General features: G+C 73.2%; 17 protein-coding genes. 8 read left to right on the top strand and 9 right to left on the bottom strand.

The features are described from left to right. Nucleotides 1-3 precede the first annotated feature (3 nt). The gene (locus tag ACFYST_RS04400; RefSeq protein WP_387860089.1) at nt 4-2,091 is read left to right on the top strand and encodes a bifunctional polysaccharide deacetylase/glycosyltransferase family 2 protein; all 2,088 of its coding nucleotides are present in this window, start codon (nt 4-6) and stop codon (nt 2,089-2,091) included. A gap of 2 nt (nt 2,092-2,093) precedes the next feature. Then, the gene (locus ACFYST_RS04395; protein WP_387859757.1) at nt 2,094-3,332 is read left to right on the top strand and encodes an acyltransferase; all 1,239 of its coding nucleotides are present in this window, start codon (nt 2,094-2,096) and stop codon (nt 3,330-3,332) included. A 7-nt stretch (nt 3,333-3,339) separates the two neighbouring features. Here ACFYST_RS04395 and ACFYST_RS04390 read toward each other — a convergent pair whose 3' ends face one another. Beyond that, nucleotides 3,340-4,899, bottom strand: a complete 1,560-nt coding sequence (locus ACFYST_RS04390; protein WP_387859754.1) for a PucR family transcriptional regulator — start codon at nt 4,897-4,899, stop codon at nt 3,340-3,342. A gap of 286 nt (nt 4,900-5,185) precedes the next feature. Here ACFYST_RS04390 and ACFYST_RS04385 point away from each other — a divergent pair, with 286 nt between their 5' ends. Genes ACFYST_RS04385 through ACFYST_RS04365 form a run of 5 tightly spaced genes read left to right on the top strand, consistent with a single transcriptional unit; the run spans nt 5,186 to nt 11,441 of the window. Beyond that, nucleotides 5,186-6,055: an FAD binding domain-containing protein gene (locus ACFYST_RS04385; RefSeq protein ID WP_387859752.1), complete on the top strand. Its 870-nt coding sequence runs from the start codon at nt 5,186-5,188 to the stop codon at nt 6,053-6,055. Further along, nucleotides 6,052-6,537: a (2Fe-2S)-binding protein gene (locus ACFYST_RS04380; RefSeq protein WP_387634483.1), complete on the top strand. Its 486-nt coding sequence runs from the start codon at nt 6,052-6,054 to the stop codon at nt 6,535-6,537. Before ACFYST_RS04385 ends, ACFYST_RS04380 begins: the two co-directional genes overlap by 4 nt. Further along, a complete protein-coding gene (pucD, locus tag ACFYST_RS04375; protein WP_387634486.1) occupies nt 6,534-8,882 on the top strand; it encodes a xanthine dehydrogenase subunit D in 2,349 nt (782 codons plus the stop codon). The genes ACFYST_RS04380 and pucD overlap by 4 nt, the downstream gene beginning before the upstream one ends. Before the next feature lie 15 nt (nt 8,883-8,897). Next, the gene (locus ACFYST_RS04370) at nt 8,898-10,328 is read left to right on the top strand and encodes an NCS2 family permease (protein ID WP_387859751.1); all 1,431 of its coding nucleotides are present in this window, start codon (nt 8,898-8,900) and stop codon (nt 10,326-10,328) included. 15 nt (nt 10,329-10,343) lie between these two features. Beyond that, nucleotides 10,344-11,441: an XdhC family protein gene (locus ACFYST_RS04365; protein ID WP_387859749.1), complete on the top strand. Its 1,098-nt coding sequence runs from the start codon at nt 10,344-10,346 to the stop codon at nt 11,439-11,441. Nucleotides 11,442-11,542: 101 nt separating this feature from the next. Here the strand turns inward: ACFYST_RS04365 and ACFYST_RS04360 are convergent, their stop codons facing one another. Next, nucleotides 11,543-12,430, bottom strand: coding sequence for a hypothetical protein (locus ACFYST_RS04360; protein ID WP_387859747.1), 888 nt, complete (start codon nt 12,428-12,430; stop codon nt 11,543-11,545). Between the two features lie 116 nt (nt 12,431-12,546). Then, nucleotides 12,547-13,701 carry a Dyp-type peroxidase gene (locus tag ACFYST_RS04355; RefSeq protein WP_387859746.1) on the bottom strand — a complete coding sequence of 385 codons (1,155 nt, stop codon included), beginning with the start codon at nt 13,699-13,701 and terminating at the stop codon, nt 12,547-12,549. 31 nt (nt 13,702-13,732) lie between these two features. On the opposite strand from ACFYST_RS04355, the gene ACFYST_RS04350 reads away from it, so the two are divergent. Then, a complete protein-coding gene (locus tag ACFYST_RS04350) occupies nt 13,733-15,067 on the top strand; it encodes a nitrous oxide reductase family maturation protein NosD (protein WP_387859745.1) in 1,335 nt (444 codons plus the stop codon). 7 nt (nt 15,068-15,074) lie between these two features. On the opposite strand, the gene ACFYST_RS04345 is transcribed toward ACFYST_RS04350, so the two are convergent. From ACFYST_RS04345 to ACFYST_RS04320, 6 genes are all read right to left on the bottom strand, one after another. After that, the gene (locus tag ACFYST_RS04345; RefSeq protein ID WP_387859743.1) at nt 15,075-15,845 is read right to left on the bottom strand and encodes a hypothetical protein; all 771 of its coding nucleotides are present in this window, start codon (nt 15,843-15,845) and stop codon (nt 15,075-15,077) included. Nucleotides 15,846-15,946: 101 nt separating this feature from the next. Continuing rightward, entirely contained in the window at nt 15,947-18,625 is a 2,679-nt protein-coding gene (locus ACFYST_RS04340) for an SdrD B-like domain-containing protein (RefSeq protein WP_387859741.1), read from the bottom strand. A gap of 460 nt (nt 18,626-19,085) precedes the next feature. Then, complete coding sequence (locus tag ACFYST_RS04335) at nt 19,086-20,036, bottom strand: helix-turn-helix domain-containing protein (RefSeq protein ID WP_387859740.1); 951 nt, start codon at nt 20,034-20,036, stop codon at nt 19,086-19,088. Beyond that, entirely contained in the window at nt 20,033-21,034 is a 1,002-nt protein-coding gene (locus ACFYST_RS04330) for a helix-turn-helix domain-containing protein (RefSeq protein ID WP_387859739.1), read from the bottom strand. Before ACFYST_RS04330 ends, ACFYST_RS04335 begins: the two co-directional genes overlap by 4 nt. A gap of 215 nt (nt 21,035-21,249) precedes the next feature. After that, nucleotides 21,250-22,218: an alpha/beta hydrolase gene (locus tag ACFYST_RS04325; RefSeq protein WP_387634511.1), complete on the bottom strand. Its 969-nt coding sequence runs from the start codon at nt 22,216-22,218 to the stop codon at nt 21,250-21,252. A 107-nt stretch (nt 22,219-22,325) separates the two neighbouring features. Continuing rightward, nucleotides 22,326-25,907 (bottom strand): LuxR C-terminal-related transcriptional regulator, encoded by a 3,582-nt coding sequence (locus ACFYST_RS04320; RefSeq protein ID WP_387859738.1) that lies wholly within the window; start codon nt 25,905-25,907, stop codon nt 22,326-22,328. Nucleotides 25,908-26,050: the final 143 nt, after the last annotated feature.

Here is a 26,050-nt window from a genome sequence, read left to right as displayed (position 1 = left end):
CCGCTGCGCTTCGTCATGCCGCTGTCCCTGCTGGCGTGCCTGCTGGCGCTGCTGGTGCTGCGCGGGCTCGCCACCAACGAGGTGTTCCACGACACCCGGATCGCGACCTCGGTGGACAAGGACACCGTGCCGGAGAACCTGCTCAAGGGCGGCCCGGTGATCGACACGCGCGGCGACAAGAAGGCGAACCCGGTCAGCTACCGCATCCCCGACAAGACGGTGGTGCTGAGCTTCGACGACGGCCCCTCGCCGGAGTGGACGCCGAAGATCCTGGACGTGCTGAAGGCGCACGACGTCCGCGCGGACTTCTTCGTGACCGGCGCGATGACCACCCGCAACCCGGACCTGATCCGGCAGATCGTCGCGGGCGGCCACGAAATCGGCCTGCACACCTTCACCCACCCCGACCTGGTGTACCAGTCGCACACCCGGATCGGCTGGGAGCTGGCGCAGACCCAGCTGGCGCTGGCCGGTGTCGCGGGCGTGCACAGTTCGCTGTTCCGGCCGCCGTACTCCTCGGAGGCGAACGCGCTGGACGACTGGAACTACCCGGTCATCCAGTACGTGGGCGCGCACGGCTACCTGACGGCGTTCATCGACCGCGACACCGACGACTGGAAGCGCCCGGGCGTCGACGAGATCGTGAAGGCCGCGATGCCGGCCACGCCCGGCGCGGGCGAGCTGATCCTGCTGCACGACGCGGGTGGTGACCGCACCGAGACGGTCGCCGCGCTGGAGCAGATCATCGTCAAGCTCCAGGGCGAGGGCTACCGCTTCACCACCATCTCCGACGCGCTCGGCGCGTCCAACGCGATGGTGCCGGTGCACGGCTTCCAGCTGTGGGCGGGCAAGGGCTTCATCTGGGCGACCCAGGTCGCCGTGTACACCCTGCCGGTGCTGGTCGGGCTGCTGGCGCTGGTCGGCTTCCTGAACTTCGGCCGGTTCGCGCTGATGATCGTCCTCGCCCCGGTGCACGCCCGCCGCTCCAAGCGCAAGGACGCCTGGGGGCCGCCGGTCACCGAGCCGGTCACCGTGCTCGTCCCGGCGTACAACGAGCTCGAGTGCATCGCCAACACCCTGAACTCGCTGGCCGCCAGCGACTATCCGATCGAAGTGATCGTGATCGACGACGGCTCCACGGACGGCACCGCGGACATCGTCGAGGAGATGAACCTGCCGTTCGTCCGGCTGATCCGCAAGGTCAACGGCGGCAAGCCCAGCGCCCTCAACGCCGGTATCGCGGCCGCCTCGTACGACCTCGTGGTGATGATGGACGGCGACACCGTCTTCGAGCCGTCCACGGTGCGCGAGCTGGTCCAGCCGTTCGCCGATCCGAAGGTCGGCGCGATCGCGGGCAACGCGAAGGTCGGCAACCGGGACAGCCTGATCGGCGCCTGGCAGCACATCGAGTACGTCCTCGGCCACAACCTGGACCGCCGGATGTACGACGTGCTGAACGTCATCCCGACCATTCCCGGCGCGGTCGGCGCGTTCCGCAAGGAGGCGCTGCGGCAGGTCGGCGGGATGAGCGACGACACCCTCGCCGAGGACACCGACATCACCATCGCGGTGCTCTGCGCCGGCTGGCGGGTCGTCTACGCCGAGCGCGCCCGCGCCTGGACCGAGGCGCCCGCGAGCCTCCAGCAGCTCTGGTCGCAGCGCTACCGCTGGAGCTACGGCTCGATGCAGGCGATGTGGAAGCACCGCCGCGCCGTGATCTCCCGCGGCCCGGCCGGCCGCTTCGGCCGGATCGGCCTGCCGATGGTGGTGCTGTTCGGCGTGGTCGCCCCGCTGCTGGCGCCGCTGGTGGACCTGTTCCTGCTGTACGGCGTGCTGTTCACGGACGCGCCGATCACGCTGGCCAGCTGGGGCGGGTTCATCGCGCTCCAGGGCCTGCTGTCCTGGTACGCCTTCCGGCTCGACCACGAGAAGCCCTGGCACCTGATCAGCCTGCCGCTGCAGCAGGTGGTCTACCGGCAGCTGATGTACATCGTCCTGCTGCAGTCCACGATCACCGCGCTCACCGGTGGCCGGCTGCGCTGGCACAAGCTCCGGCGCACCGGCGAGGTCGCTGTCCCCGTGGAGGCCTGACCATGAGCGACACCATCCGGCTGCGGATCCCCCCGCAGCTGCGCCGGGACGAGGCCCCCGACACCGCCCCGGACACGCTCGTCGCGTCCGTGCGCAAGGCCGGCCGCGACCGCTACCTCGACCTGCTGCGCGCGATGGCGCTGGTCCGCGTGGTGCTCTACCACCACTTCGAGTGGTTCTGGCTGCCGCTGGTGTTCCCGTCGATGGGCGTGATGTTCGCCCTGGCCGGCTCGCTGATGACGCGTTCGCTGAGCCGCCCCGCGCTGAGCGTGATCCGCGGCCGGCTGCGCCGCCTGCTGCCGCCGATGTGGCTGTTCGGCGCCGTCGTGGTCACCCTGCAGGTCCTCGACGGCGGCGGCCCGGACTCCGACGGCCACCCCACCTGGTGGTGGGCGAAGCTGGCGTTCTGGGTGCTGCCGCTGAGCACTCCCCCGTACGCGGCCGAGCTGCACGGCTTCGGCGGGCACCTCGAGACCGGCTGGGCCTCCCAGCTGGTGGTGCCGCTGTGGTACCTGCGGGCCTACCTCTGGTACGTGCTGCTGTCGCCGCTGATGCTGAAGGCGCTGCGCCGCTTCCCGGTGGTGACGCTGTTCGCCCCGCTGGCGCTGGTGATCGTCATGAACGCGTTCTTCGCCGGCCAGGACGTCGTCTGGGGCCGGGTCTGGGAGACCGTCAACGACTTCGCGATGTTCGGCTCCTGCTGGATCCTCGGCATGGCCCACCAGGAGGGCCTGCTGCGGCGGATCCCGCAGTACGTGCTGCCGTCGATCGCACCGCTGATCATGGTGGCGGGCTTCTGGTACCTGCAGACCCGGCCGGTCGATCCGAGCCAGCCCGCCGACATCGAGCTCTGGCCGATCGCCCAGGCCCTGTGGTCCTTCGGCTTCGTCGCGCTGCTGCTGCACATCAGCCCGTCCTGGGAGCAGTGGCCCGCGCGGCTGGAGCGCTGGAACGGCCTGGTGAGCCTGCTCAACTCGCGGGCCGTCACCGTCTACCTGTGGCACGTGCCGGCACTGGTGCTGGCCTTCCCGCTGATCGACCCGCTGTGGAACGTCGACTACTTCTACGAGCACCTCAGGTGGCTGCTGACCAGCCAGTGGTTCAGCCTGCTGGTGGCGATCCCGCTGCTCGCCCTGCTGGTGATGGCCCTCGGCTGGGTCGAGGACCTGGCGGCGAAGCGCAGGCCCCGGCTGTTCCCGTACCCGCGCCGCCCGCGGGGCCGGCGCCGGAGCGCCGCCTGACGATCGATCAGGCGAGTTCCAGCGCCAGGTAGAAGTCGACCCGGTCCTCCAGCCGGGACAGGTCGCGGCCGGTGAGTTCCTCGATCCGGCCGATCCGGTAGCGCAGCGTGTTGACGTGCACGTGCAGCTGGGCGGCGCAGCGCGTCCAGGAGCCGTCGGAGCGCAGGAACGCGGCCAGGGTGTGCAGCAGGTCGGCCTGGTGTTCCTGGTCGTAGGCGGTGACGGGGTCGAGCAGCCGGGCCCGGAAGGCGCGCCGGACCTCGGCGGGGACGGCGGCCAGCAGCAGGACGTGCGAGGCGAGTTCCTCGGCGCCGGCGACCCGGATCCGGCCGGGGCGGGAGGCGGCGATCCGGCGGGCGTGCCGGGACTCCTCCAGGGCGCCGCGCAGGCCGTCGGACTCGGCGGCGGGGGCGCACACGCCGACGGTGATCCGCCCGTCGGCGTCGAGCCCGGCCTCCAGCGGGGCCAGCAGCGCGCGCACCGCGTCGGCGGGGACGGCGGCGTCGGGGGCGTTCGGGGCGGGCAGCACGGCGACGGCGCCGCTGCGGCCGACGGCGGCGACCAGGGCCGTACCGGGCAGTGCCTCTTCGAGGACCGGGCGCAGCGCGCCGTCGGGCAGTCCGGTGGCGTCGGCGGACAGCACCAGCCACTGCGGGTGGCCCGCGCCGTCGGTGGTGGAGGCGCGCAGGGCGCGGGCGGTCTCGGCGGGGGCGGCGCCGTGCCTCAGCAGGTCGAGGAGTTCGTCGGCGAGCCGGCGGCGCAGTCGGCGGCTCTCGTCGCGGCGGGTGCGTTCGGTGGCGACCAGGCGGCACAGGTTCTCGGCGAGCTGGCGGCGTTTGGCGGGCCATTCGGCGAGGTCGCCGGCTACGGCGAGGATCCAGTCGGCGAGCACGGTGGCGGTGGCAGGTTCGGCGGCGGGCAGCAGCGAGTAGGTGCAGTCGGCGAGTCGGACCCGGTGCGGGGGGTGGTGGCCGCGCTGCTGGGCGGCGAGGTGGGCGCGGGCGAGGCGGTCGCGGTCGGCGGGGGTGAGGCGGTCGGCGGGTCCGGCGATGACGTGGCCGGTGGGGGTGAGTACCCAGCAGTCGAGGTCGAGGTCGCCGCCGAGCAGGTCGAGGACGGCGTCGAGGCCGCCCGTGTCGGCGGCGGAGACCAGCAGCCGGTGCCGGTCGACGAGGGCGGCGAGGTCGGCGGCCCGGCCGGCGGAGACGTGCCGGCCGACGTACTCGGTGACGGTGCCGAAGGCGATGTCGTCGGGGACGGCGAGCAGCGGCAGCCGGTGCCGGCGGCAGGCCTCGACCAGGTCGGCGGGGACGGGCCCGACCTCCACCTCGCCGGCGCCGAGCGCGGCGGCGCCGCCGGCCACCAGGGTGCGCACGAAGCGCGCGGAGTCGGCGGGGGCGGTGCGCCACAGCATGCCGGTGAGGACGAGTTCGCCGCCGTGCAGGAACCGGCCGGGGTCCTGCAGGTCGGTGGTCATCACGCCGGTGACCTGCCGGTCGAGTTCGTCCTCGCCGGCGAGCAGGCGCAGCCGGGGTGCGCCGGGGGCGAGCAGGTCGCGGACGCGCATGGACGGGGCCCTTCGTGACGGTGCGGCTGGTGCTGCGGGTGCTGCGAATGAATCGTGGGGGTGATTCCGGGGCGGGGACGGCCCAGGGTGACCCGGGTGGGCTGGAGGATCGTCCACATTGGACGAACGTACAGGACAGCGCCGCAGGTCACCGTCGGCGCTCATGTCATCGGTGACTGCCGACCATGCCGGTGACGGCGGTTCACTGGCCTGCACACCGCCGGGCCGCACCGGCCGGGGCGCTGCGTCGACGAAGAGCCGCGTCGACGAAGAGAGGAGACACCGCATGGAGTTCCTTCGACCCGCGACCTGGGACGAGGCGCTCGGGGCGATGGCCGATCACCCCGGCGCACTGCCGGTCTCCGGCGGCACTGACGTCATGGTCGAGCTGAACTTCGACCTGCGCCGGCCGTCCGCGATCCTCGACCTGAACCGGATCACCGAGCTGGGCCAGTGGAGCAGTGACGGGGCGTCGGTGCGCCTCGGCGCGGCGGTGCCGTACGCGCGGATCATCGACGAGCTGTCCGGCCCGCTGCCCGGGCTGGCGCTGGCGTCGCGGACGGTGGGTTCGCCGCAGATCCGCAACCGCGGCAGTGTCGGCGGCAACCTGGGCGCGGCCTCGCCGGCCGGTGACGCGCATCCGGCGCTGCTGGCCGCCGGGCGGGGGGTGCGGGTGGAGGCGCACTCGGTGCGCGGGGTGCGGCTGATCCCGATCGACGAGTTCTACGTCGGGGTGAAGCGGCACTGCCTGGCGCCGGACGAGTTGATCCGCGCGGTGCGGATCCCGGTCGCCGACGGCCCGCAGCAGTTCTCCAAGGTCGGTACCCGCAACGCGATGGTGATCGCGGTCTGCGCGTTCGGTCTCGCCCTGCACCCGAAGGACCGCACGGTCGGCACCGGCATCGGCTCGGCCGCGCCGACCCCGCGCCGGGCCTCGGACGCCGAGGCGTACCTGGCGGGCGAACTGGCGTGGGAGTCCGGCGACCCGCCGGCCCCGCAGGTGGTGCGGCGCTTCGGCGAACTGGTCGCGGCCGCCGCCGACCCGATCGACGACGTCCGGGGCACCGCCGCGTACCGGCGCCATGCGCTGGCCGTGCTGGCCCGGCGCACGCTGACGTGGTGTTGGAACGACTATCGGCCCGGGAGGGCGGCATGAGGGTGACGTTCACCGCCAACGGGCGGCCGGTGGAGGCCGACGACGTGTGGGAGGGCGAGTCGCTGCTGTACGTGCTGCGCGAGCGGGTCGGCCTGCCCGGTTCGAAGAACGCCTGCGAGCAGGGCGAGTGCGGCTCCTGCACCGTCTACCTGGACGAAGTCCCGGTCTGCGCCTGCCTGGTGGCGGCCGGCCAGGTGCAGGGCCGCGAGGTGCGCACCGTCGAGGGCCTGACCGGCCAGGACGGCGGACTCGGCCCCGTCCAGCAGGCGTTCCTGGACGCGGGCGCCGTGCAGTGCGGCTTCTGCACGCCGGGCCTGCTGGTGCAGACCGACGCGCTGCTGGCCCGGGACCCGCGGCCGTCCGACGCCGACATCCGCGAGGCGCTGTCGGGCAACCTGTGCCGCTGCACCGGCTACGAGAAGATCATGGACGCGGTGCGGCTGGCCTCGGCCCGCATCGACGGGGCGGGGGGCCGGGAATGACGACCCGTCCGATCCAGGCCGAGAAGAACCTGCAGAAGATCAGCCAGGCGTCCGAGCACGGCATCGGGCAGTCCCCGCTGCGCCCCGACGGCACGCTGAAGGTGAAGGGCGAGTTCGCCTACTCCTCCGACCTGTGGCACGAGGACATGCTGTGGGGCACCGCGCTGCGCTCCCCGCACCCGCGCGCCAACATCCTGTCCGTGGACATCTCGGGGGCCCTCGCCGTCCCCGGGGTGCACGCGGTGCTCACCCACGAGGACATCCCGGGCGCCAAGTTCTACGGCCTGGAGATCGCCGACCAGCCGGCCCTGGCGATCGACAAGGTCCGCTACCAGGGCGAGCCGATCGCGCTGGTCGCCGCCGACCACCCGGAGACGGCCCGCCGGGCCGCGAAACGGATCGTCGTCGAGTACGAGGTGCTCACCCCGATCACCACCGAGGAGCAGTGCCTCGACCCTCAGCACCACGGCTACGTGCACGAGCCGCACGAGTACAAGGCCCGCGCGCACGGCAACCTCTGCCACGAGCAGCGCCTGGTCGCGGGCCGGGGCGTCACCGACGGGGTACGGGCGCTGGCGGACGTGATCGTGTCCGGCGAGTACGAGGTCGGCATGCAGGACCAGGCGTTCCTCGGCCCCGAGTCGGGCCTCGCCGTGCCCGCCGAGGATGGCGGCGTGGACCTGTACATCGCCACCCAGTGGCTGCACGTGGACCGGCAGCAGATGGCGCCGGTGCTGGCCCTGCCGGAGGAGAAGGTCCGCCTCACCCTGGCCGGGGTGGGCGGCGCGTTCGGCGGCCGTGAGGACCTGTCGATGCAGATCCACGCCTGCCTGCTGGCGCTGCGCACCCGGCGGCCCGTCAAGATCGTGTACTCCCGCGACGAGTCCTTCTTCGGGCACGTGCACCGCCACCCGGCCCGGATGCGCTACGAGCACGGCGCCACCCGTGACGGGAAACTGGTGTTCGCGGACTGCCGGATCGTGCTGGACGGCGGCGCGTACGCCTCCACCTCCCCCGCCGTGGCCGGCAACGCCGCCTCGCTCGGCCACGGCCCGTACGTCATCCCGAACGTGGCGATGCACGCCCTGGCGCTGTACTCCAACAACCCGCCGTGCGGGGCGATGCGCGGCTTCGGCGCGGTGCAGGCCGCGTTCGGCTACGAGTCGCAGATGGACAAGCTGGCGGCCGCGCTCGGTATGGACCCGGTGGAGCTGCGGCAGCTGAACGCCGTCGCGCAGGGCGACCTGATGCCGACCGGGCAGCAGATCGACGCGCCCGCGCCGGTCGCCGAACTGCTCCGGCGGGCCAAGGACCGGCCGCTGCCGCCGCCGCTCGACCCGTCCGACCTGCGCAACCTGCCGGGGGCGCTGTCCAACACCTCGCACGGCGAGGGCATCGTGCGCGGCGTCGGCTACTCGGTGGGGATCAAGAACGTCGGCTTCTCCGAGGGCTTCGACGACTACTCCACCGCCCGGGTCCGGCTGGAGCTGATCGGCGGCGAGCCGGTCGCCATGGTGCACACGGCGGCGGCCGAGGTCGGGCAGGGCGGCGTCACCGTGCACGCCCAGATCGCCCGCACCGAGCTGGGCGTCGAGCACGTCACCATCCACCCCGCCAACACCGAGATCGGCTCGGCCGGCTCCACCTCCGCCTCCCGGCAGACCTACATGACGGGCGGCGCGGTCAAGCTCGCCGCCGAGGCGGTCCGCGAGGTGCTGCTCGACCGGGGCCGGCGCCGGCACGGCTGGACGCACCGCGACCTGACGCTGGCCGGCGGCCGGGTGGTCTCCGCGTCCGCCGGGGTGCTGACCTCGCTGGCCGAGCTGCTCGGCGACGAGGCCGTCGAACAGACCCGGGTGCACCGCCACCGCCCGACCGTCGCGCTGCACCCGGAGACCGGGCAGGGTTTCGGCCACGTCCAGTACTCCTTCTGCGCGAACCGCGCCGTGGTGGACGTGGACGTGGAGCTCGGACTGGTCAAGGTGGTCGAGTTGACGGCCGTTCAGGACGTCGGACGGGCGCTCAACCCGCTCGCCGTGGTCGGCCAGATCCAGGGCGGCTGCACGCAGGCACTGGGTCTGGCCGTGATGGAGGAGATCGTGATCGCCGACGGCAAGGTCCGCAACGCCTCGTTCACCGACTACCTGATCCCGACCGTCCTCGACACCCCGCCGATCCCGGTGGAACTCCTCGAACTTCCCGACCCGCACGCCCCGTACGGGCTGCGCGGCGTCGGCGAGGCCCCCACCGTCTCGGCCACCCCCTCGATCGTGGCGGCGATCCGACAAGCCACGGGGAAGGCCCTCACCCGCATCCCGGTCCGGCCGGAGCACCTGACTCTCTGATCCTTGGGAACCGACATGGCACAGACCCCGGTGGAGCCCGGCCCCACCTCGCGCGGCACGCTCGACACGTACTTCAAGATCTCGGCGCGCGGCTCCACCGTGGGCACCGAACTGCGCGGCGGCCTCACCACCTTCATGGCGATGGCCTACATCATCCTGCTCAACCCGATCATCCTGAGCGGCGCGGACGTCACCGGCCACAAGCTCGACCACGCCCAGGTGACCACCGCCACCGCGCTCGCCGCCGCCGTCACCACCATCGTGATGGGCGTGGTCGGCAACGTTCCGCTCGCGCTCGCCGCCGGCCTGTCCGTCTCCGGCGTGATCTCCGCGCTGGTGGTGCCGCACTCCACCTGGCCGCAGGCGATGGGCCTGTGCGTGATCTACGGTCTGCTGATCGTGCTGCTGGTCGTCTCCGGCCTGCGCGAGAGGATCATGCACGGCATTCCGCTGCCGCTGAAGTACGCGATCACCATCGGCATCGGCCTGTTCATCTCGATCGTCGGCTTCGTCAAGGCCGGATTCGTGCACACCGGCGGGCCCACCCCGCTCTCCCTCGGCCCGGCCGGCGAACTCGAGGGCTGGCCGGTGCTGCTCTTCTGCCTCACCCTGCTGCTGATCTTCGTGCTGCTCGCCCGGCGCGTGCGCGGCGCGATCCTGCTCGGCCTCGCGCTCGGCACCGCCGCCGCGATGATCGTCAACAAGGCCGCCGACCTGACCCCCCAGGACTGGGGCGGCACCGCGCCGGTCTGGCCCGGGTCGCCGGTCGCCGCACCCGACTTCGGGCTGTTCGGCCACGTCGACCTGTTCGGTGCGTTCGGCGCGAAGAGCATGGGCGCGATCAGCGCCTCCGTCGCGGTGTTCACCCTGGTACTGGCGGGGTTCTTCGACGCGATGGCCACCATCATCGGCGTCGGCACCGAAGCCGGACTCACCGACTCCAAGGGCCGGATGCCGGGCCTGTCCAAGGCGCTGTTCATCGACGGCGCGGGCGGCGCGATCGGCGGCGTGGCCGGGGCGTCCGGGCAGACCGTCTTCCTGGAGTCCGCGACCGGCGTCGGCGACGGCGCCCGCACCGGACTGGCATCCATCGTCACCGGCGGCGTGTTCACGCTGATGCTGTTCTTCTCCCCGATCGCCGCCATCGTCCCGGTGCAGGTCGCCTCCGCCGCGCTGGTGGTGATCGGCTCGCTGATGATGAGCCAGGCCCGGCTCATCGACTGGTCGGACAGCGAGGTCGCCATCCCCGTGTTCCTCACCAGCGTGGTCATGCCGTTCACCTACAGCATCACCGCGGGCGTCGGCGCCGGGGTCGTCTCCTACACCGTCGTCAAGGCCGGCACCGGGAAGTGGCGCGAGCCCGGGGTGCTGATGTGGATCCTCACCTTCGTGTTCGTCGTCTACTTCGCGCTCGCCCCGATCAAGTCCTGGCTGGGCGTCCATTAGTAGGGAGCAGTACTCGTGCAGGACATCGCCGCGCAACTCCACGCCTGGCACGCCACCGGACGCCCCTTCGCCGTGGCCACCGTGGTCCGCGCCTCGGGCAGCGCCCCGCGCGGGCCGGGCGCGGCACTCGCCGTCGACGCGTACGGCGAGGCGGTCGGCTCGATCTCCGGGGGCTGCGTGGAAGCCGCCGTGTACGAGACCTGCCAGGAGGTGCTCTCGAGCGGCACCCCGGTCCTCCAGCACTTCGGCTACAGCGACGAGGACGCCTTCGCCGTCGGCCTGACCTGCGGCGGCTCCCTCGACGTCTTCGTCCAGCCCGTCGTCCCCGGCTCCTCCCCCGGCCTGGACGCCGCGATCTCCCTGGTCTCCTCCGGGGTACCCGTCGCGGTGGCCCGGATCGTCGACGGGCCGTCAGCCCTCCTCGGCCGCACCCTCACCGTCACGCCCGACGCCGAGTACGGCGCCCTCCCCCTCGAACACCCGATGGTCGCCGAGACCCGCGCTATGCTCTCCGCCGGCCGCACCGGCCTCCTCCCGCTCGACTCCGGCACCCTCTTCGTCGAGTCCTACGTCCCGCCCCCGCGCCTGCTGGTCTTCGGCGCCATGGACTTCGCCGCCGCCCTGGTCCGGATCGGCAAGTTCCTCGGCTACCAGGTGACGGTCTGCGACGCCCGCCCGGTGTTCGCCACCCGCCGCCGCTTCCCCGACGCGGACAAGATCGTCGTCGACTGGCCGCACCGCTACCTAGACACCCAGGCCGGGCAGTTGGACGCCCGGACCGTCCTGTGCGTCCTCACCCACGACGCCAAGTTCGACCTCCCCCTGCTGGAGCGGGCCCTGCGCCTCCCCGTCGCCTACATCGGCGCCCTCGGCTCCCGCCGCACCCACCACGACCGCCTCGCCCACCTCCGCGAAGCCGGCCTCACCGAAGCCGAGCTGTCCCGCCTCCACTCCCCCATCGGCCTCGACCTCGGCGCCCGCACCCCCGAGGAGACCGCCATCTCCATCGCCGCCGAAATCGTCGCCCACACCCGCGGCGGCACCCACCTCCCGCTCACCACGACGACGGGGCCGATCCACCACGACCCCGACCCCGGTGCCACCCATCGGTGAGGATCAGCAGGTCACCTCGGAACCGCCGGTGAGCTCGACGCCCTCGACCGCAGCCCCGCCCTCGCGTTCCACATCCGCGCGGAAGGCGCCGCCCATCGCGATCAGGAATCGAACGCCCGCGTCGCGCCGTACTTCGCGGCGTCCTCCAGGACCACCGGACTCGCCTGCCGCGGCACGCCCGGGCACTCCCGCTCGGCCGGCAGGCCGGTCGGGAGCATGGGGGCCAGCGCCTGGAACACGGCCCACACCGCCGAGCCGCGGTAGTCGGCGAACTCGTCGGTGGCGCGCAGCCACAGGGCGCCGGACGGGAGCTCGTCGACGGAGGACAGGTTCGATCCGGCGAAGGCGGCGGCGCCGCCGTGCTCGGCCGCCAACTGCTTCGGCACGACGGTGATCCAGTCGTAGCCGCGGAGGATCCGGCGGGCGTCGTCGTAGGTGTCGCCCAGGTCGCGGAGGCCCAGCGCGTGCTCCAGCTCGGTGCACGTGATGTCTCCGCCGTGGCCGATGGAGCCGAAGACCGGGTCCGTCCCGTCCGCCACGCTGCGGATGCTCTCCACCAGGGTGCCGGGGGTCGGGGTCTCCATCCGAAGGACGGCCCACCGGTCGTCGGCGTCGTCCCGCCAGGCCCTCAGGACGCCCACGACCTCGACGGTCAGTCCGCCCTGTCCGACGATCTCCGCCATCGCGGACACGCTTCGGCCCTCGGACGCCCGGTCGGCGAGCCAGTCTAGGTTCTCCGGGCTGTACGGGCGGTGCTGGAACATGCCGCCGAGCTCCAACGAGGCCGCCGACAGCTGGATTCGGCCGGTGAGCGCGTCGCCGTGGATCTGACCGGCCTTCCCGCCCGCAAGCTCCTCGACCCGGGCCTTGAGCGGGACTTCGATCCGGCCCAGCGCATCGGTGAGGAATCGCAGGACCGTCGCCCGGTACTCCTCCGGGCTGCCGACGTCCAGCAGGACTTCCCCGGCGAGGCGTGCGTTGTCGGACATGTCCATCCCCATCCAGGCAAATCCTCGGATCCGTCAGATCCCGTCACCGGCCCGGTGGTTGAGCACGTTCCGGGATCGGCGGCCCCAGGGTACCGATGGTCCGGCCCGGGAGGGGATCAGAGCGTCGAACCGAGCGGGCGGTCGGGCTGGGAGCCGGGGAGGACCCAGGCGACGGCGGTGGCGTTGTGGGTGAGGAAGGGGTTGAGGGCGTCGTTCTCGGCGAGGCGGTTCTGGACGCGGGTGAAGAGGGCGGGGTCGCGCATGAAGGCGCAGAACAGCAGGCCGCGGTCGTCGGGGGCGTCGTCGTAGGAGTAGCCGCGGCGGAGCATCCGGGCGCCGCCGTCGAGGCGGGGGCTGCTGAGGCGGACGTGGGCGTCGACGGGGATGACGTAGGAGCCGTCGGGGTGCTTGATGTAGATGTCGGGGTCGTCGTGCTCGCCGGTGCCGGTGAGGGGGGCGCCGGACATCAGGTGGCGGCCCATGGACAGTTCCTGACGGTCGGTCGGGAGAGCGGCGAAGGCGGCGGTGTCCATGCGTATCCGGCGGTAGACCAGGATGGTGCCGTCGGCGTTCCACAGGCCGGGGTCGGCGGGGTCGGGGTTGGCGCTGCCGTCCTTGAAGCCGAACAGGTTGCGCGGGGTCTCCCCGTCGGGGACGGACGGCAGGAAGCCGGCCTGGTTCCAGCGGAGGGTTGCGCCGGCGGGCTTGGCGGCGGTGAGCAGGTGTTCCGTCAGAACGCCGGTGGTCCACGGGTGTTCGGCGGAGACCTGGAGGAGGACGTCGCCGCCGCTGCGCGCCGCGTCGAGCCGGTCGCCGGGGAAGGCGGGAAGTTCGGCGAGTTCGGCGGGCACGGGCAGCTTCAGCCGGGCGGCCAGCGACGGGCCGATGGCGGCCAGCGAGGAGACCGGGGTGGCGGACAGCCGCGGGTCGGCGAGGCTGCCGTCGGAGGCCGCGGCGAGCACCTTGTCGAGGGCGGCGAGCAGGCCGCGCAGCGCGTCGCGGTCGGCGGAGGCAGGCAGGTCGAGCGCGAGCAGCCTGGTGGCGGGGAGTTGGCGGTACGTCAGGCCGGACTGCCGGGCGCCGTAGTGGGGAACAGCGGCGGGGGGCGTGGCGGCCGGGGCCGGGTGCCCGGATTCACGGCCGATGACGGTGGCGGCTGCCGCGCCCGCCCCCGCGGCCAGCACGGCGCCTGCGGAGAGCAGTGCGCGGCGTCCGAACCGGGGCCGTCCGGCGGCGGCGGTGTCCTGCGGGTTCCCCGATTCGATGTGCATGGGCGCTATTGGAGACGATAGAACACGTTTCATGCAACTCCTCCATGATTTCCACCTGTTGGTACGCCGAGGGACCGGTCCGCGCCGGTTCCGGGCCGGCGTGATGGCACTGGGTCTGCTGCTTCCGGCGCTGGCCGCCTGTTCCTCGTCGGCGTCGCCGTCCGCCGACCGTCACCCGCCGGGCACGGTGATCCAGGTGCCCGAGGACGTTCCGACGGTGCAGCGCGCGGTGGACGTCGCCAATCCCGGCGATCTGGTGCTGGTGCACCCGGGCGTCTACAAGGAGAGCGTGCGGATCACCAAGCCCCGTGTCGTGCTTCGGGGTTCGGACCGCAACACGGTGATCTTCGACGGCGATCTGAAGCTGATCAACGGCATCACGGCGACCGGCGCGGGCACCGTGGTCGAGAACCTCACCGTGCGCGGCTTCCTGGCCAACGGCGTGCTGTTCACCGGCGTCACCGACGAGAAGTTGCAGCGCCATGGCGCGGGCGGCTCCGCGTACGACCCGCTGGACACCACCCGCTTCCCGGCCGTGCAGGGCTTCCGGGCCACCAAGGTGACCTCGTACGGAAACGCCCTGTACGGCATCTACGCGTTCGACGCGCGCGACGGGATCATCGAGGACTCGTACGCGTCGGGGCAGGCCGACTCGGGGATCTACGTCGGTCAGTGCAGGCCGTGCAACACGCTGGTGCGGAACAACCTGGTGGAGCGCAACGCGGTCGGCATCGAGATCACCAACGCCTCGGAGAACCTCACCGTGGTGGGCAACCGGGCCGTCAACAACCGGGTCGGGGTGACCATCAACTCCAACGACCTGGAGTCGCTGGCCCCGCAGCACGCCGCGGTGATCGCGGGCAACGTGGTGGCGAACAACAACTCGGCGGACTCGCCGCAGCAGGCCGACGGCGGTTTCGGCATCGGGATCGGCATCGGCGGCGGCACCGACAACCGGGTCGAGCGCAACCTCGTCCAGGGCAACCGGGCGGCGGGCGTCGTGGTCACCGACCCGCCGGGGCACCCCGCCTCCAACAACCGGGTGACCGGGAACAAGGCCACCGGCAACGGGGTGGACCTGGTCAGTTCGGCCGCCGACCCGGGCAACTGCTTCTCCGACAACAGCCCGGGCACCCAGAGCCCGCCGGACCTTGAGCAGTTGGCCAAGTGCGGGGCGGGCGGCGGCGGCAAGGTACCGCCGGGCCGGGCCGCCGGGGTGCAGGCCCCGCCGGGGATGGCGTTCAACGCCGTACCGGCGCCGCCCGCGCAGCCGTCGATGGCCGACCCGAACGCGCCGGCCGTCCCGGCCGTCGATCTGCCGGGCAAGGTCGATCCGGACAGCTACCCGCTGCCGACGGCCGTCTGACGGCATCTCAGCCCGCCGTCGCCCAGGGCGCCTCGGGGAGCTTGGCTTCGGCGTCCCGGCCACCGAGGTCCAGGGTGGTCGGGGTGCCGAGGCCGGCCATCCGCATGGTGACCCGGCGCAGGCCGCCGTCGCCGTCGATCCAGTAGGTGACCGGCGAGGTGGCGTCCTTGTCGGCGGCGTCGCGCGCGCGGGGGCCGGCGATCCGGTCGTAGTCGCGGCCGTCGATGCGGTCCCGGCCGAGCCATCGCGGGCCGGCCTGGACCAGCAGCAGCGGGTTGTCGGGCCGGTCCGCGCCCAGCTGGATGAGCAGTTGGAGCCCGGCGTCCAGCGGGTCGGTGCCGTAGCTGCGTGAGGTCCAGCCAGCCCGCGGCACGTGCTCGGCCTGCTCCCAGGCCGGACCGCTCGCCCCGTCGGGCTGCTTGGCCAGGCCCAGCCCGCCGGTGTCCCACACCACCAGCCCGTGGTCGACGGTGCTGCCCTTCTTGGTGACGGTGTAGCTGCCCGCCGCGTGCTTGGTGCGGTAGTCGACGACGCCCTGCACCTCGACCACCATGCCGTCGCCCTCCTGGGCCTTCAGCGCCACCTTGAGTGGGCTGGCCTGGTAGACGTTCAGCCGGGACAGCGCCAGCCGGGACGCCTCCTCGGTGGACAGCGGACGGCTCTCCTCCTGACCGCCCACCAGCTGCCAGGCCGTCACGCCGCCGCCCGCGAGCACGGCCGCCGCCACGGCGCTGACGATCAGCGTGCGCCGGGACGGGCGCTTCTTGTCGGATGCCATCGGGTCGTCCAGCTCCTCGGTGCGTTCGGTGCAAGGGTTTTCGGTGCGGGAAGGGGCCCCGGGAGAGTATCCCGGGGCCCCTGGTCACTGCTGCCGAGGCGTCAGTGGGTGCGGCGCTTCCGAACCGCGATCAGCAGACCCGCGCCGGCGACGAGCAGGATCGCTCCGCCGACCAGGGTGTACGTCAGGACCGTCTCGTTGGTGCCCGTGAACGCCAGGCCGCCCGAGGGCTGCGACGCCGTCGGGGTGGGCGTGGGCGTCGGGGCCGGGGTGGTGGGCGGCGGGGGGATCAGCTGGTTGACGGCGGTGGTGGTGATGCCGTCCTCCAGGTGCTCGTCGTCCAGCACGACCGGTCCGAGGACCGGCTGCTCCGGGGCCTGGTAGCCCTTCGGCGGGGTGACTTCCTGCCAGTAGTACGTGCCCTTGTCGACGGTGCCGGCACAGGTGCCGTCGTCGCCGGTGGTGCACGGGTCGCCGACCTTGGTGTCCGGCTTGTCACCGTCGGCCTGGAGGCCGTCGGTGCCGTTGGTCTCGCGCCACAGCTGGAACACGGCGCCCGGCAGCGGCTTGCCGTCCTGGTCGTGCTTGACCAGGCGCAGCGCGCCCTGCTGCTGCATGAAGCCGAAGTCGAAGCTGTGGTCGTTCTGACCGGGGCCGCCGGTGGTCAGCGCGCGCTCGACGTAGGTGCCGCCCTTCGGGATGGTCCCGTCGGAGTCGAGCAGGCGGCTGTCGCCGACGTTGTCCTTGGTCGGGACCCAGTGGTACAGCGGGCCGCCCTTGGCGTAGTCGGCGGGGTTGTCCAGGCGGATCGTGTACTTGGTGTTCGGCTTCAGCCCGCCGGTGACGTTGGTGTCGTCGAAGTAGTACTCGCCGCGCGGGGTGGTCTTGGCGGTGCCGACCTTCTTGCCGTCGCCGTCGTACAGGTTGACGGTCGCGCCGGGGACCGGCTTCTGCTGCGGCAGTTGGAGGCCGGAGCGCTCCGGGTCGTACCAGACCCGGTTGCCGATCTGGAGCGGCGCCTTGTCGCAGAGCACCTCGAGGTCGGCCATGGCCGCGCCCTTGCCGAAGCGGGACTGACCGTTGGACAGTTCGTTGCCGAAGCCCGGGTCGATGCCGCCGGTGCGCAGGGTGAACATGGTGCCGGCGGTGATGATGTTGTTGGAGACGTCGTAGCCGGAGGTCGCGATGGAGTTCTCGACCTTGGACAGTGCCATGCCGGCGAACGACGCGTAGGGGTGGCCGACCGGGGCGGGGCGGTTCAGGTTGAAGAAGCCCTTGCCCTTGGTAGTGATCCCGCAGCCGAGGTTGACGTCCATCACGTAGCTGTCGCCGGACTTGCAGGCCTTGTTGAGGTCGGCCGAGGCGAGCACGGAGACGAAGCCGTTCGGTGCCGGGCCCTCGGGCGGCGCGGCGGCGGCCTGGTCGGCGTACCGGTCGCGGAACGAGAGCAGCATGGAGCCGTCGGTCTCGAAGCCGATCTCGCCGAGCTCGGGCTCCGGGTTGATGCCGCAGACCTGCCCGTTCGTCATCGGAACGGTGTCCTGCCAGGGGTACCAGAAGTACCCGTTGCACCCGGCCGGCGTGCCGTGGTAGTCGAGCGGCTGGTCGAGGACGGCCGCGCTGAACTTCCCGGTGGCCGGGTCGAAGGGCAGCACGATCGCCCGCAGGTCGCTGATCTTCTGGGTGGACTGGCCGGAGCAGACGCCGCCGACGTAGCCGACGCCGTCCTGCATGCCGAGGCCGAACGGCCGCCAGTCGTCGGCCGACGGGCAGTCGGGGGTCGGAATGGTGTAGCTGGCCTTCGGCTTCTCGACCGTCTTCGCCGTGGCGTCGTAGCGGTACAGCTTGCGGTCGTTGAGGTTGACCACGAACAGGTCGCGGCCGTCCTCGCTGAGCTTCAGCCCGCCGAGGCTCTCCTTGCCGACCGGGGCGACGAAGGCGTCGTCCTGGGCGTTGCCGGCGTGCGCGGTGCTTCCGGCGTTCGGGACGATGGTGAACAGCGAGGTGGTCTTCGTCTCCGGGTCGGTGACGTAGATCGCGCCCGGGCCGCCGGAGCCGTACACGGTGGCGCGCTTGGCCTGGGCGGAGCTGAACAGCCGCTTGTCGTCCCGGTTCCAGGCGATGCCGAAGACGTTTCCGGTGTCGGCGGTGGTGCCGATGTTGGTGACGTCCTTGTTCACGCCACGCGACCGGTACGGGAAGGTCAGCAGGGTGCGCCCGCTCGCCGGGTCCAGGGAGGCCGGCTGGCAGGCGGTGGCCAGCGGGGCGTTCTGCTGGCAGTAGTCGGCCGGGTTCCAGAAGCCGGTGGTGAGCTTGGCCTGCTTGCCGGCCGAGAGGTCGACGAACTCCTCGTTGCTGCTGAGCTTGTCCGGCGCGCCGGTCAGGCCCTCGCGGGAGGCGAACGCCGGGTACAGCACGCCCGGCTTCGGGTTGACCACCTGGACGCGGTACTTGCCGCTGGCGGTCGACTTGCCGGGCTTCAGCGTCACCGAACCGTCGGCGGCGGTGAGGGCGGTGCTGACCGTGCCGTCCTCGCCGGTCAGGGTGACCGTCACTCCGGCCATGCCCGGTTCCATCGCCGGGCCCGACCACGTTCCGCTCTCGTCGACCGTCCGCACCACCTGGACCGTCACCGAACCTTCGGCGGTCTGGGGCGAGGCGGAAGGAGCCGCGACAGCGGTGGCGGCGGCGAGGGCCGCCACCACGGCGGCGGCCCGTTCGGCCGTCCGCCGGCCCGCGCGGGGCGCGGGCGCTCGGGATTCCTGTTCTGTGTGGGTCATGCCCTGCTCTCGTCGTCAGGAAGGCACGCCGAACCCCCGCAGTAAGATCACCGATTCGGTCCTGCGCGCGCCTCGTTTGGCCGAATAATAAGCGGAATGGACACATCATGCTTACCGGCCAGCCAAATTGACGCCTCATCAGGAAGCGCGGGCGATCGGTGCCGCGCGCTCCCCACGCCCCGATGACCCCTGCGCACGCCCCGCGGCCGGCCCCCGGCACCTCCCCGACGTGCGCTTTCGGCCACCACCCCCAGGTGACCGCACCCACCGTCCTGCACTTCCGACCAGGGCGCACACCGCCTCGGCCGCGCCCCTCCCCCGTCCCCGAGCGCCGGGCGCACGGCCGGAATTCCCCGTCCCCAATTCCCGGGAGCGGTACGGGTGCACGACCGCAGATCATCACGGCCCGGCTGCGCAGCTGTCAAAGTGTGGCATTACCGCCAAGTCGACTTTGAGACATTCACGCTGACGCCTCGTCGGCCAACTGCTCCGTCCGCCACTGCTTCGGGGACATTCCATAGGCCTCCCGGAACGCCCGGCTGAAGTGCGAGGCGCTGGCGAAGCCCCAGTGCGCGGCGACGGCGGCGATCGTCCGGCCCGGATCGTCGGGGCAGGCCAACTCCTGCCGTGCCGCCGCCAGTCGGCGGCCGCGGATCCACCCGCCGACGGTGTCGCCCCGGCGCTGGAACAGCTGGTGCAGGTAGCGCAGCGAGACGCCGTGCCGGTCCGCGATCGTCTGCGGGGACAGCGTGGGGTCGCCGAGCGAGGCCTCCACGGAGGCGGTGATCCGGTCGAACAGCGACGGCGCGGCGCACCGCCCGTCCAGGCCGGTGCGGGCCACGTGGTCGACGGCCAGCGCGGCCAGCAACTCGGCCACGGCGCGCGCGATCTGCTCCTGCACCGCGGGCGACGCCCCGCCGAGCGCGGCGCCCACGTTGGCCAGCAGCGGCAGCACCAGCGCCCCGGTGCTCCCCTCACCGGAGCCGACCCGGGTCGCGGTGAGCCGGCGCAGCGCGCTCTCCTCCAGCCCGAGGACGGACCTCGGCACCAGCAGGGTCCTGGCCCGCTGGAGCGGGGGGAGGACGAGCCGGAAGGGGCGGCTCAGGTCCAGGAAGGTGAGCGAGTACGGCGGCAGCTCGACCACCCGACCGTCCTGGAACACCCGTGCGGTGCCGTCGAGTTGCAGCCGGGCCGCGATGTCCCCGCACGGGTCGGCCGCGACGGCCGCCGCGTCCCGCAGGACGGTGGCCGGCCCGGAGGTCTCGTCGGATATTTGCAGACTGCCCAGGCGCACGGTGGCCAGCGAGCCCGTCCAGGCCGGGTTGTGCGCGGCCACCTCGACCCGGGCGAAGGCCCGCGACAGCGCCAGCTGCCAGGCGGCGGCCCGCTGCACCGGATCAGCCGCCGTCACCGGACCTCCCCGGTCGCGCGGCGGTGGCGTTCCGTCAGCAGCCAGTCGGTCGGCGACTGGCCGTAGGCGCTGCGGAAGGCCCGGCTCAGCTGCGCACCGCTGGTGAAGCCCCAACGGCGGGCGATGAGCCCCACGCTCACCGAGTCGGCGGGGGCGGTGGCGAGGGCGCGGCGGCACTCCTCCAGGCGCTGTTCCCGGATCCACTGGCACAGCGTCCGGCCCTCGCCCTCGAACAGCCGGTGCAGGTAGCGCACGGAGATGCCGTGCGCGCGGGCGATGACGGCGGGGGTCAGTCCGGGGTCGGCCAGGTGCCAGCGGACGAACTGCTGGACGCGCAGCAGCACGGCGTTGTGGGCGCCGGGCAGTTCCTGCACCGGCCGGCCGAGCTGCTCGGCGGCGGTGGCGGCGAGCAGGTCCACGGCGCTGCGGGCCAGTTTCTCGGCGAGCGGCACGGCACAGCCGCCGGCGGTGTCGGCGAGCCGTTCCAGGAACGGGGAGATCATCCGGCCCAGTCCGCTGCCGCCCGGCAGCGGCCGGGCCGTGAGCCGGCGCAGGTCGCCCTCGCTCTGGCCGAGCAGGGCGCGCGGCAGGGTGAAGAGCTTCAGCCGGAAGCGTTCGGGGTAGCGACTGCGGAACGGCCGGACGGTCTCGAAGAAGCCGATGTCTCCGGCCCTCAGCTCGCTCATGCGGCCGTCCTGCTCGACCTGTGCGACGCCGGTGCTCTGCAGCGCCACGAACACGTACTGCCCGTCGCCGCGGGCGATCGAGCGCGGGGACCGGGTGACTTCCGCCGGGTCGCACTCCAGGGTGCTGATCCGCAGGTCGCCGACCGCCTGGTTGCGCATGGCGGCGTCGTAGGTCTGGCCGGCGGTCCGGATGTCCATGCCGACCAGGTTGGCGAGCACCGCGTCGTGCCAGTACTCCAGGCTCTCGGCCGCCGGGACCGAACGGGTCGTCAGCAGGTGGCCGGGCGCGGTCGGGGAGTTGAGAGCGGGCATGCGGCCAGCATGCCTGAGCGGTGGGCTCCGGCGCATGAGTCGGACGACTGGTCCTGCCGACGCGGTGCAGCTCAGACGCGGTGCGGCTCGCGCGCGGTGCCGCCCAGGGGCAGTGCGGCCCAGGCACGGTGCGGCCCAGGCGCAGTGCCGCCCAGGGGCAATGCCGCCCAGGCGCGGTGCGGCTCGGGCGAGGTGCGACTCAGGCGTGATGCGGCTCAGGCGAGGTGCGTGCGCAGGAAGGTGCAGCCCTGCCGGACGGCCGCCAGCGTCGGCGGGCTGTCGCGCAGCGCGCTCAGCGAGACGAAGTCGTGGACGGTGCCGAGGAACCGCATGGCGGTGGTGGGCACGCCGGCGGCGCGCAGCAGGTCGGCGTACTGCTCGCCCTCGTCCCGGACGACGTCGGCCTCGGCGGTGACGACCAGGGCCGGGGGCAGGCCGGCGAGCAGTTCGGGGCCGGCCCGCAGCGGGCTGGCCGTCGGGTGGAAACCGTCCTCGGGCGAGCCGAGGTACTCCTGCCAGTAGCGCCGCGTGCCCTGGCGGCTGAGCAGGTAGCCGGCGCTGAAGCGGCGCTGCGCCGCGCTTCCGCAGGCCGGGTCCACCAGCGGGTAGTAGAGGACCTGGGCGCGCAGGGCGGGGCCACCGCGGGTGGCGGCGAGCATCGCGACGGCGGTGGCCAGGGTGGCGCCGGCGCAGTCACCGGCGACGGCGATGCGGTCGGCGGTGATGCCGAGCGGCTCGGGGCTCGCGGCGATCCACTCGAGCAGGGCGTAGCACTCCTCGAGTGCGACGGGGTAGCGGGCCTCGGGGGTGCGGCTGTACTCGGGGACGACGGCGACCGCGCCGGTGCCGTTGACCAGGTCGCTGATCAGTCGGGCGTGGGTCCGGGCGTCGCCGAGCATCCAGCGTCCGCCGTGGACGTAGAACACCGCGGGCAGCGGGCCCTCGGCGCCGACCGGGCGGAAGGTCCAGAAGCCGACCAGCCCGCAGGGCCCGACCGGGGCGACCCGGAAGACGGCTTCGACCTCGCAGTCCTCGATCAGCTCGCCCTGGGACTCCAGCAGGGCCTGCCGGCCGGTCACCGGCCCGAGTTCGTCGAGCCCGGGCGGGGTGGCGGAGGCCGCGATCAGCCGCGCCACCGCCGGATCCAGCACGATCGGGGGCAGAAGGTCCTCGTCGGGCTCCACGCCGCCTCATCTCTCGTTCTGCTGTGCCACCGCGGTCGGCGTCCGCTCCGGCGTCTCCCGGGGGCCACCGTAACCGTACCCACGGTGGACGACCAGGGGCTTTCGGGTTACGCGGTGGGTAGCAGGTCGCGCAGTTGGTGGCGGCTGCTGACGCCGAGTTTGGGATAGACGTTGTACAGGTGGGTGCCCACGGTGCGCGGTGAGAGGAAGAGCCGTTCACCGATCTCGCGGTTGGAGAGGCCCTGGGCGGCCATCCGCACGATCTGCTGCTGCTGGGCGGTGAGCTGCCCCAGCGCCGGGCCGGTGTCGGTGGCCGTCGCGACGCCGGTGGCGCGCAGTTCGTGGCGGATCGTGTCGGCGAGCGGCCGGGATCCGAGGGCCTCTGCGGTGTCGAGGGCCGCGGCGAGTTGTTGCCGGGCCTCGGAGGGGCGGCGGACGCGGCGCAGCCAGATCGCGTAGCTGAGCCGGGCCTGGGCCCGTTCGAGCGGCCAGCGTTCGCCGTCGGCGTTCACCAGGGCGAGCCGGAAGTGGTGCTCGGGGTCGGGGCCGGGGTCGAGCAGCGCAGTGGCGTGGTGCAGCAGGAGTGTCATCCGGGTGGTCGGCCGTTCCTCGTGGGCGGCCTGCACCCGGTGCAGGACCTGCGCCGCCCGGTCGCCGAGGCCTGCCCGGTGGGCGGCCACGGCGAGGTCGGCGAGGCAGCGCGAGGAGAGGAAGGGATGGCGGGGGGTGCCGTCCTCGGCGAACAGCGTGCGCAACCGCCGGTAGGCGTCGGCCCATTCGCCGTGGGCCATCGCGGCCTGGGCGAGCGCCCGCACCGTCCGGACCTGGGTGGCGAGGTTCTCGTGCACGTCGAGCGGGACGGGCGGTGGGACGGGCGTGCCCGCGGGTGCGGTGCCGCGCAGGGCGCGCAACGACAGGTCGAAGGCGTCCAGGTCGGCGCGGATCCGGGTGAGGCGCAGCACGGCCGCCCGGTCCTTCGCCTCGTCCAGCAGCGCGGCCGCCTCCGTCCACTGGCCGGTGCCCAGCAGGCTGTCCAGCAGGGCTGGCAGGTGCCAGGCCCGGAGTCCGAAGGCCCGGCGGCCGCGCAGGAGGCTGTCGGCGGCACGGAAGTGTTCCAGGCAGTCGTCGGGCTCGTCGGAGAGGTAGGCGACGGAGGCGACGGCGAGACGACGGACCAGCGATTCCGGCGTGCCGTTCCCGGGAGCGCTGCGGCGGGCCGGGGCCCGCCGGGCACCGGCAGGGCGAGTGGCCAGCGCCCGCACGAAGCCGCCGAGCACGCCGGTGGCGTCCTGCTCTCCCGGCGCGGGCGCGCGGAGCGCGGCGAGCAGCTCGGCGAGCCGGCCGCGGTGCTCGGGCAGGCCGGACTGGTCGGCGATGGCGGCCGCCAGCGCGGCCAGTTTGGTGTCGAGGGCGGCATCGGCTGCGGGCTCGGCCACTGGCTTCGCGTCGAACGTGGCATCGGCTGCGGGCTTCGCATCGAGCGCGGCGTTGGCCAAGGCACCGACGGCGGTCTCGGACGACGGCTTCGCGCCGAGGGCGGCGTCGGCCACCGGCTTCGCATCGAGCGCGGCGTTGGCTGCGGGCTTCGCGTCCAGCACGGCGCCGGCCGAGACACCGACTGCGGGCTCGGACGACGGCTTCGCGTCAAGGACGGGGTCAACTGCCGACCCGGCCACCGGCTTCGCGTCCAATGCGGCGCCGGCTGCGGGCTTCGCGCCGAAGGCGGCGTCGGCCACCGGCTTCGCATCGAGCGCGGCGTTGGCCAAGGCGCCGACTGCGGGCTCGGCCACTGGCTTCGCGCCGAGAGCGGCGTTGGCTGCGGGCTTCGCGGCGAGCGCGGCGTTGGCCAAGGCGCCGACGGCGGGCTCGGCCACCGGCTTCGCGCCGAGGGCGGCGTCGGCCACCGGCTTCGCATCGAGCGCGGCGTTGGCTGCGGGCTTCGCGTCCAGCGCGGCGCCGGCCGAAACGCCGACGGCGGGCTCGGACGACGGCTTCGTGTCAAGGACGGCGTCGGCTGCGGGCTTCGCATCGAGCGCGGCGCCAGCTGCGGGCTTCGCGCCGAGGACGGCGTCGGCCACCGGCTTCGCATCGAGCGCGGCGCCGGCTGCGGGCTTCGCGTCCAGCGCGACGCCGGCCGAGACACCGACGGCGGTCTCGGACGACGGCTTCGCGTCAAGGACGGGGTCAACTGCCGACCCGGCCACCGGCTTCGCGTCCAGTGCGGCGCCGGCTGCGGGCTTCGCGTCCAGTGCGGCGCCAGCTGCGGGCTTCGCGGCGAGCGCGGTCTCGGGTGACGGGTGCAGGGCCGCGCTGTCCAGCAGCAGGTCGAACGCCTCCTTCTGCCGGGAGGTGTGCGAGAGCGCGACCGCTGCGGCCAGGGCGGCCAGGCGGGCGAGTCGGGGGTCGGTGTTGACGCCGCGGAAGCGCGCGTGGAGGTTGCGGACCCAGTCCGGGTCGCCGACGGAGACGGCGGCGGCCATGGCCTCGGCGAGCAGCCGGGCCTGTTCGTCGGTGTCGGTGGTGACCCGGGCGGCGTCCTCCAGGGCCTGGCCGAGCGCGAAGTCGTCGGTGGCGCGTTCGATCGCGGGCCGCAGGTCCTCGGTGAACGAGGCGTCGGGGCCGACGGTGGCGGCCACCAGGTGGCGGATCCGGTCGAGCGGGCGGGCGGCTGCCCGGTCGGCGAGGGCCCGGTGGGCCTGGGCGAGCAGGACGGCGGGCTGCCCGCCGGCGGCGGCGGCCCGGGCCAGCGGGTGCCGGAAGACGAGGTGGCCGTCGATCAGGGCGAGGATCCCGGCCTCCTCGGCGGGCGCCCAGATCCCGAGGTCGGTGGTGCCGAGGGCGGCCATCACGGCCGACGCGTCGTCACCGGGCAGCGCGAGCGCGGCGTGGACGAGGGCGCGGCGGGTGGGTGCGGGCAGCGGGCCGAGCAGGGCGTCGAACCTGGTCCGGACGGTGTGCAGGCGGGGCGTGCGCGAGCGGGCGGCGGCCGGGTCGGTGCGGAAGGCCCGTCGGCGGCAGAGTTCCAGCAGGGCGGACGGGTTGCCCTCGGCCTCCTCCAGCACTTCCAGGCGGGCGCGTCCGGCGGGCGCGCCGGGCACCGCGTCCAGCAGTTCGGCGGCGGCGCTCGGCGACAGCGGGTCCACGTGCAGCAGTTCGGTGTCGGCGGGCAGGCTCAGCAGTACCGCGAAGTCGCGGGCGGCCAGCAGCAGCGACACGGGGCTTCCGCCGGGGCGGCGGACCAGTGAGCCCAGCAGTTCCAGGGTGGGGCGGTCGCAGGCGTGCGCGTCGTCGACGGCGATCAGCACCTGGCCCGGTGTGCCGTCCAGCAGGGCGGCGACGGCGGCCGCCGGCTCGGACCCGGCGTCGAATGCGGCGTCCGACACCGGCGCGAGCAGCTGCCGGAGCACCCCGTACGGCACCTCGCGCTCGGGTTCCCAGCCCTGCGCGGTGAGGACCAGGTGCCCGTCCTGCGCGGCCTGTTCGGCGGCGGTGCGCAGCAGCCGGGACTTGCCGATGCCTTCCTCGCCGAGCAGGACGAGCGCCCTGGGCGCGCCGGGTTCCTGCCGGACGCAGCGGCGCAGCGCGGCCAGTTCGGCGCGGCGGCCGAGCAGCCGGTCGATTCCGTGGGTGGAGGCCGTCCGCTCGCCGAAGCCCTCGGGGTTGTCCCGGTACGTTTCGGTGCTCGTCATCATCCACTCCGCTGCGCCCGCCGTGGTCGCCACGGCATTTCTCCCCCCTCCCGGCCGATGCTGCCCGGGGCCCGACCGGTCGCGCTTCTGTCAAATGACCGGTCGTGGTCGGGAGCCGGTGTGCGGGCTGGCAGGATACCCCA

The sequence above is a fragment of the Kitasatospora sp. NPDC004614 genome (assembly GCF_042873675.1).
In the GTDB taxonomy this organism is placed as follows: Bacteria; Actinomycetota; Actinomycetes; order Streptomycetales; family Streptomycetaceae; genus Kitasatospora.
The sequence above is the reverse complement of the archived record's forward strand: the minus strand, read 5'-3'. Positions and strand labels throughout refer to the sequence as shown.

What these genes read in the sequence shown, in the direction of transcription:
- ACFYST_RS04395 (WP_387859757.1), top strand. Translation starts at nt 2,094, where the DNA reads ATGAGCGACACCATCCGGCTGCGGATCCCCCCGCAGCTGCGCCGGGAC.
- ACFYST_RS04390 (WP_387859754.1), bottom strand. Translation starts at nt 4,899, where the DNA reads ATGCGCGTCCGCGACCTGCTCGCCCCCGGCGCACCCCGGCTGCGCCTG.
- ACFYST_RS04385 (WP_387859752.1), top strand. Translation starts at nt 5,186, where the DNA reads ATGGAGTTCCTTCGACCCGCGACCTGGGACGAGGCGCTCGGGGCGATG.
- ACFYST_RS04380 (WP_387634483.1), top strand. Translation starts at nt 6,052, where the DNA reads ATGAGGGTGACGTTCACCGCCAACGGGCGGCCGGTGGAGGCCGACGAC.
- pucD (WP_387634486.1), top strand. Translation starts at nt 6,534, where the DNA reads ATGACGACCCGTCCGATCCAGGCCGAGAAGAACCTGCAGAAGATCAGC.
- ACFYST_RS04370 (WP_387859751.1), top strand. Translation starts at nt 8,898, where the DNA reads ATGGCACAGACCCCGGTGGAGCCCGGCCCCACCTCGCGCGGCACGCTC.
- ACFYST_RS04360 (WP_387859747.1), bottom strand. Translation starts at nt 12,430, where the DNA reads ATGTCCGACAACGCACGCCTCGCCGGGGAAGTCCTGCTGGACGTCGGC.
- ACFYST_RS04355 (WP_387859746.1), bottom strand. Translation starts at nt 13,701, where the DNA reads ATGCACATCGAATCGGGGAACCCGCAGGACACCGCCGCCGCCGGACGG.
- ACFYST_RS04350 (WP_387859745.1), top strand. Translation starts at nt 13,733, where the DNA reads ATGCAACTCCTCCATGATTTCCACCTGTTGGTACGCCGAGGGACCGGT.
- ACFYST_RS04345 (WP_387859743.1), bottom strand. Translation starts at nt 15,845, where the DNA reads ATGGCATCCGACAAGAAGCGCCCGTCCCGGCGCACGCTGATCGTCAGC.
- ACFYST_RS04340 (WP_387859741.1), bottom strand. Translation starts at nt 18,625, where the DNA reads ATGACCCACACAGAACAGGAATCCCGAGCGCCCGCGCCCCGCGCGGGC.
- ACFYST_RS04330 (WP_387859739.1), bottom strand. Translation starts at nt 21,034, where the DNA reads ATGCCCGCTCTCAACTCCCCGACCGCGCCCGGCCACCTGCTGACGACC.
- ACFYST_RS04320 (WP_387859738.1), bottom strand. Translation starts at nt 25,907, where the DNA reads ATGACGAGCACCGAAACGTACCGGGACAACCCCGAGGGCTTCGGCGAG.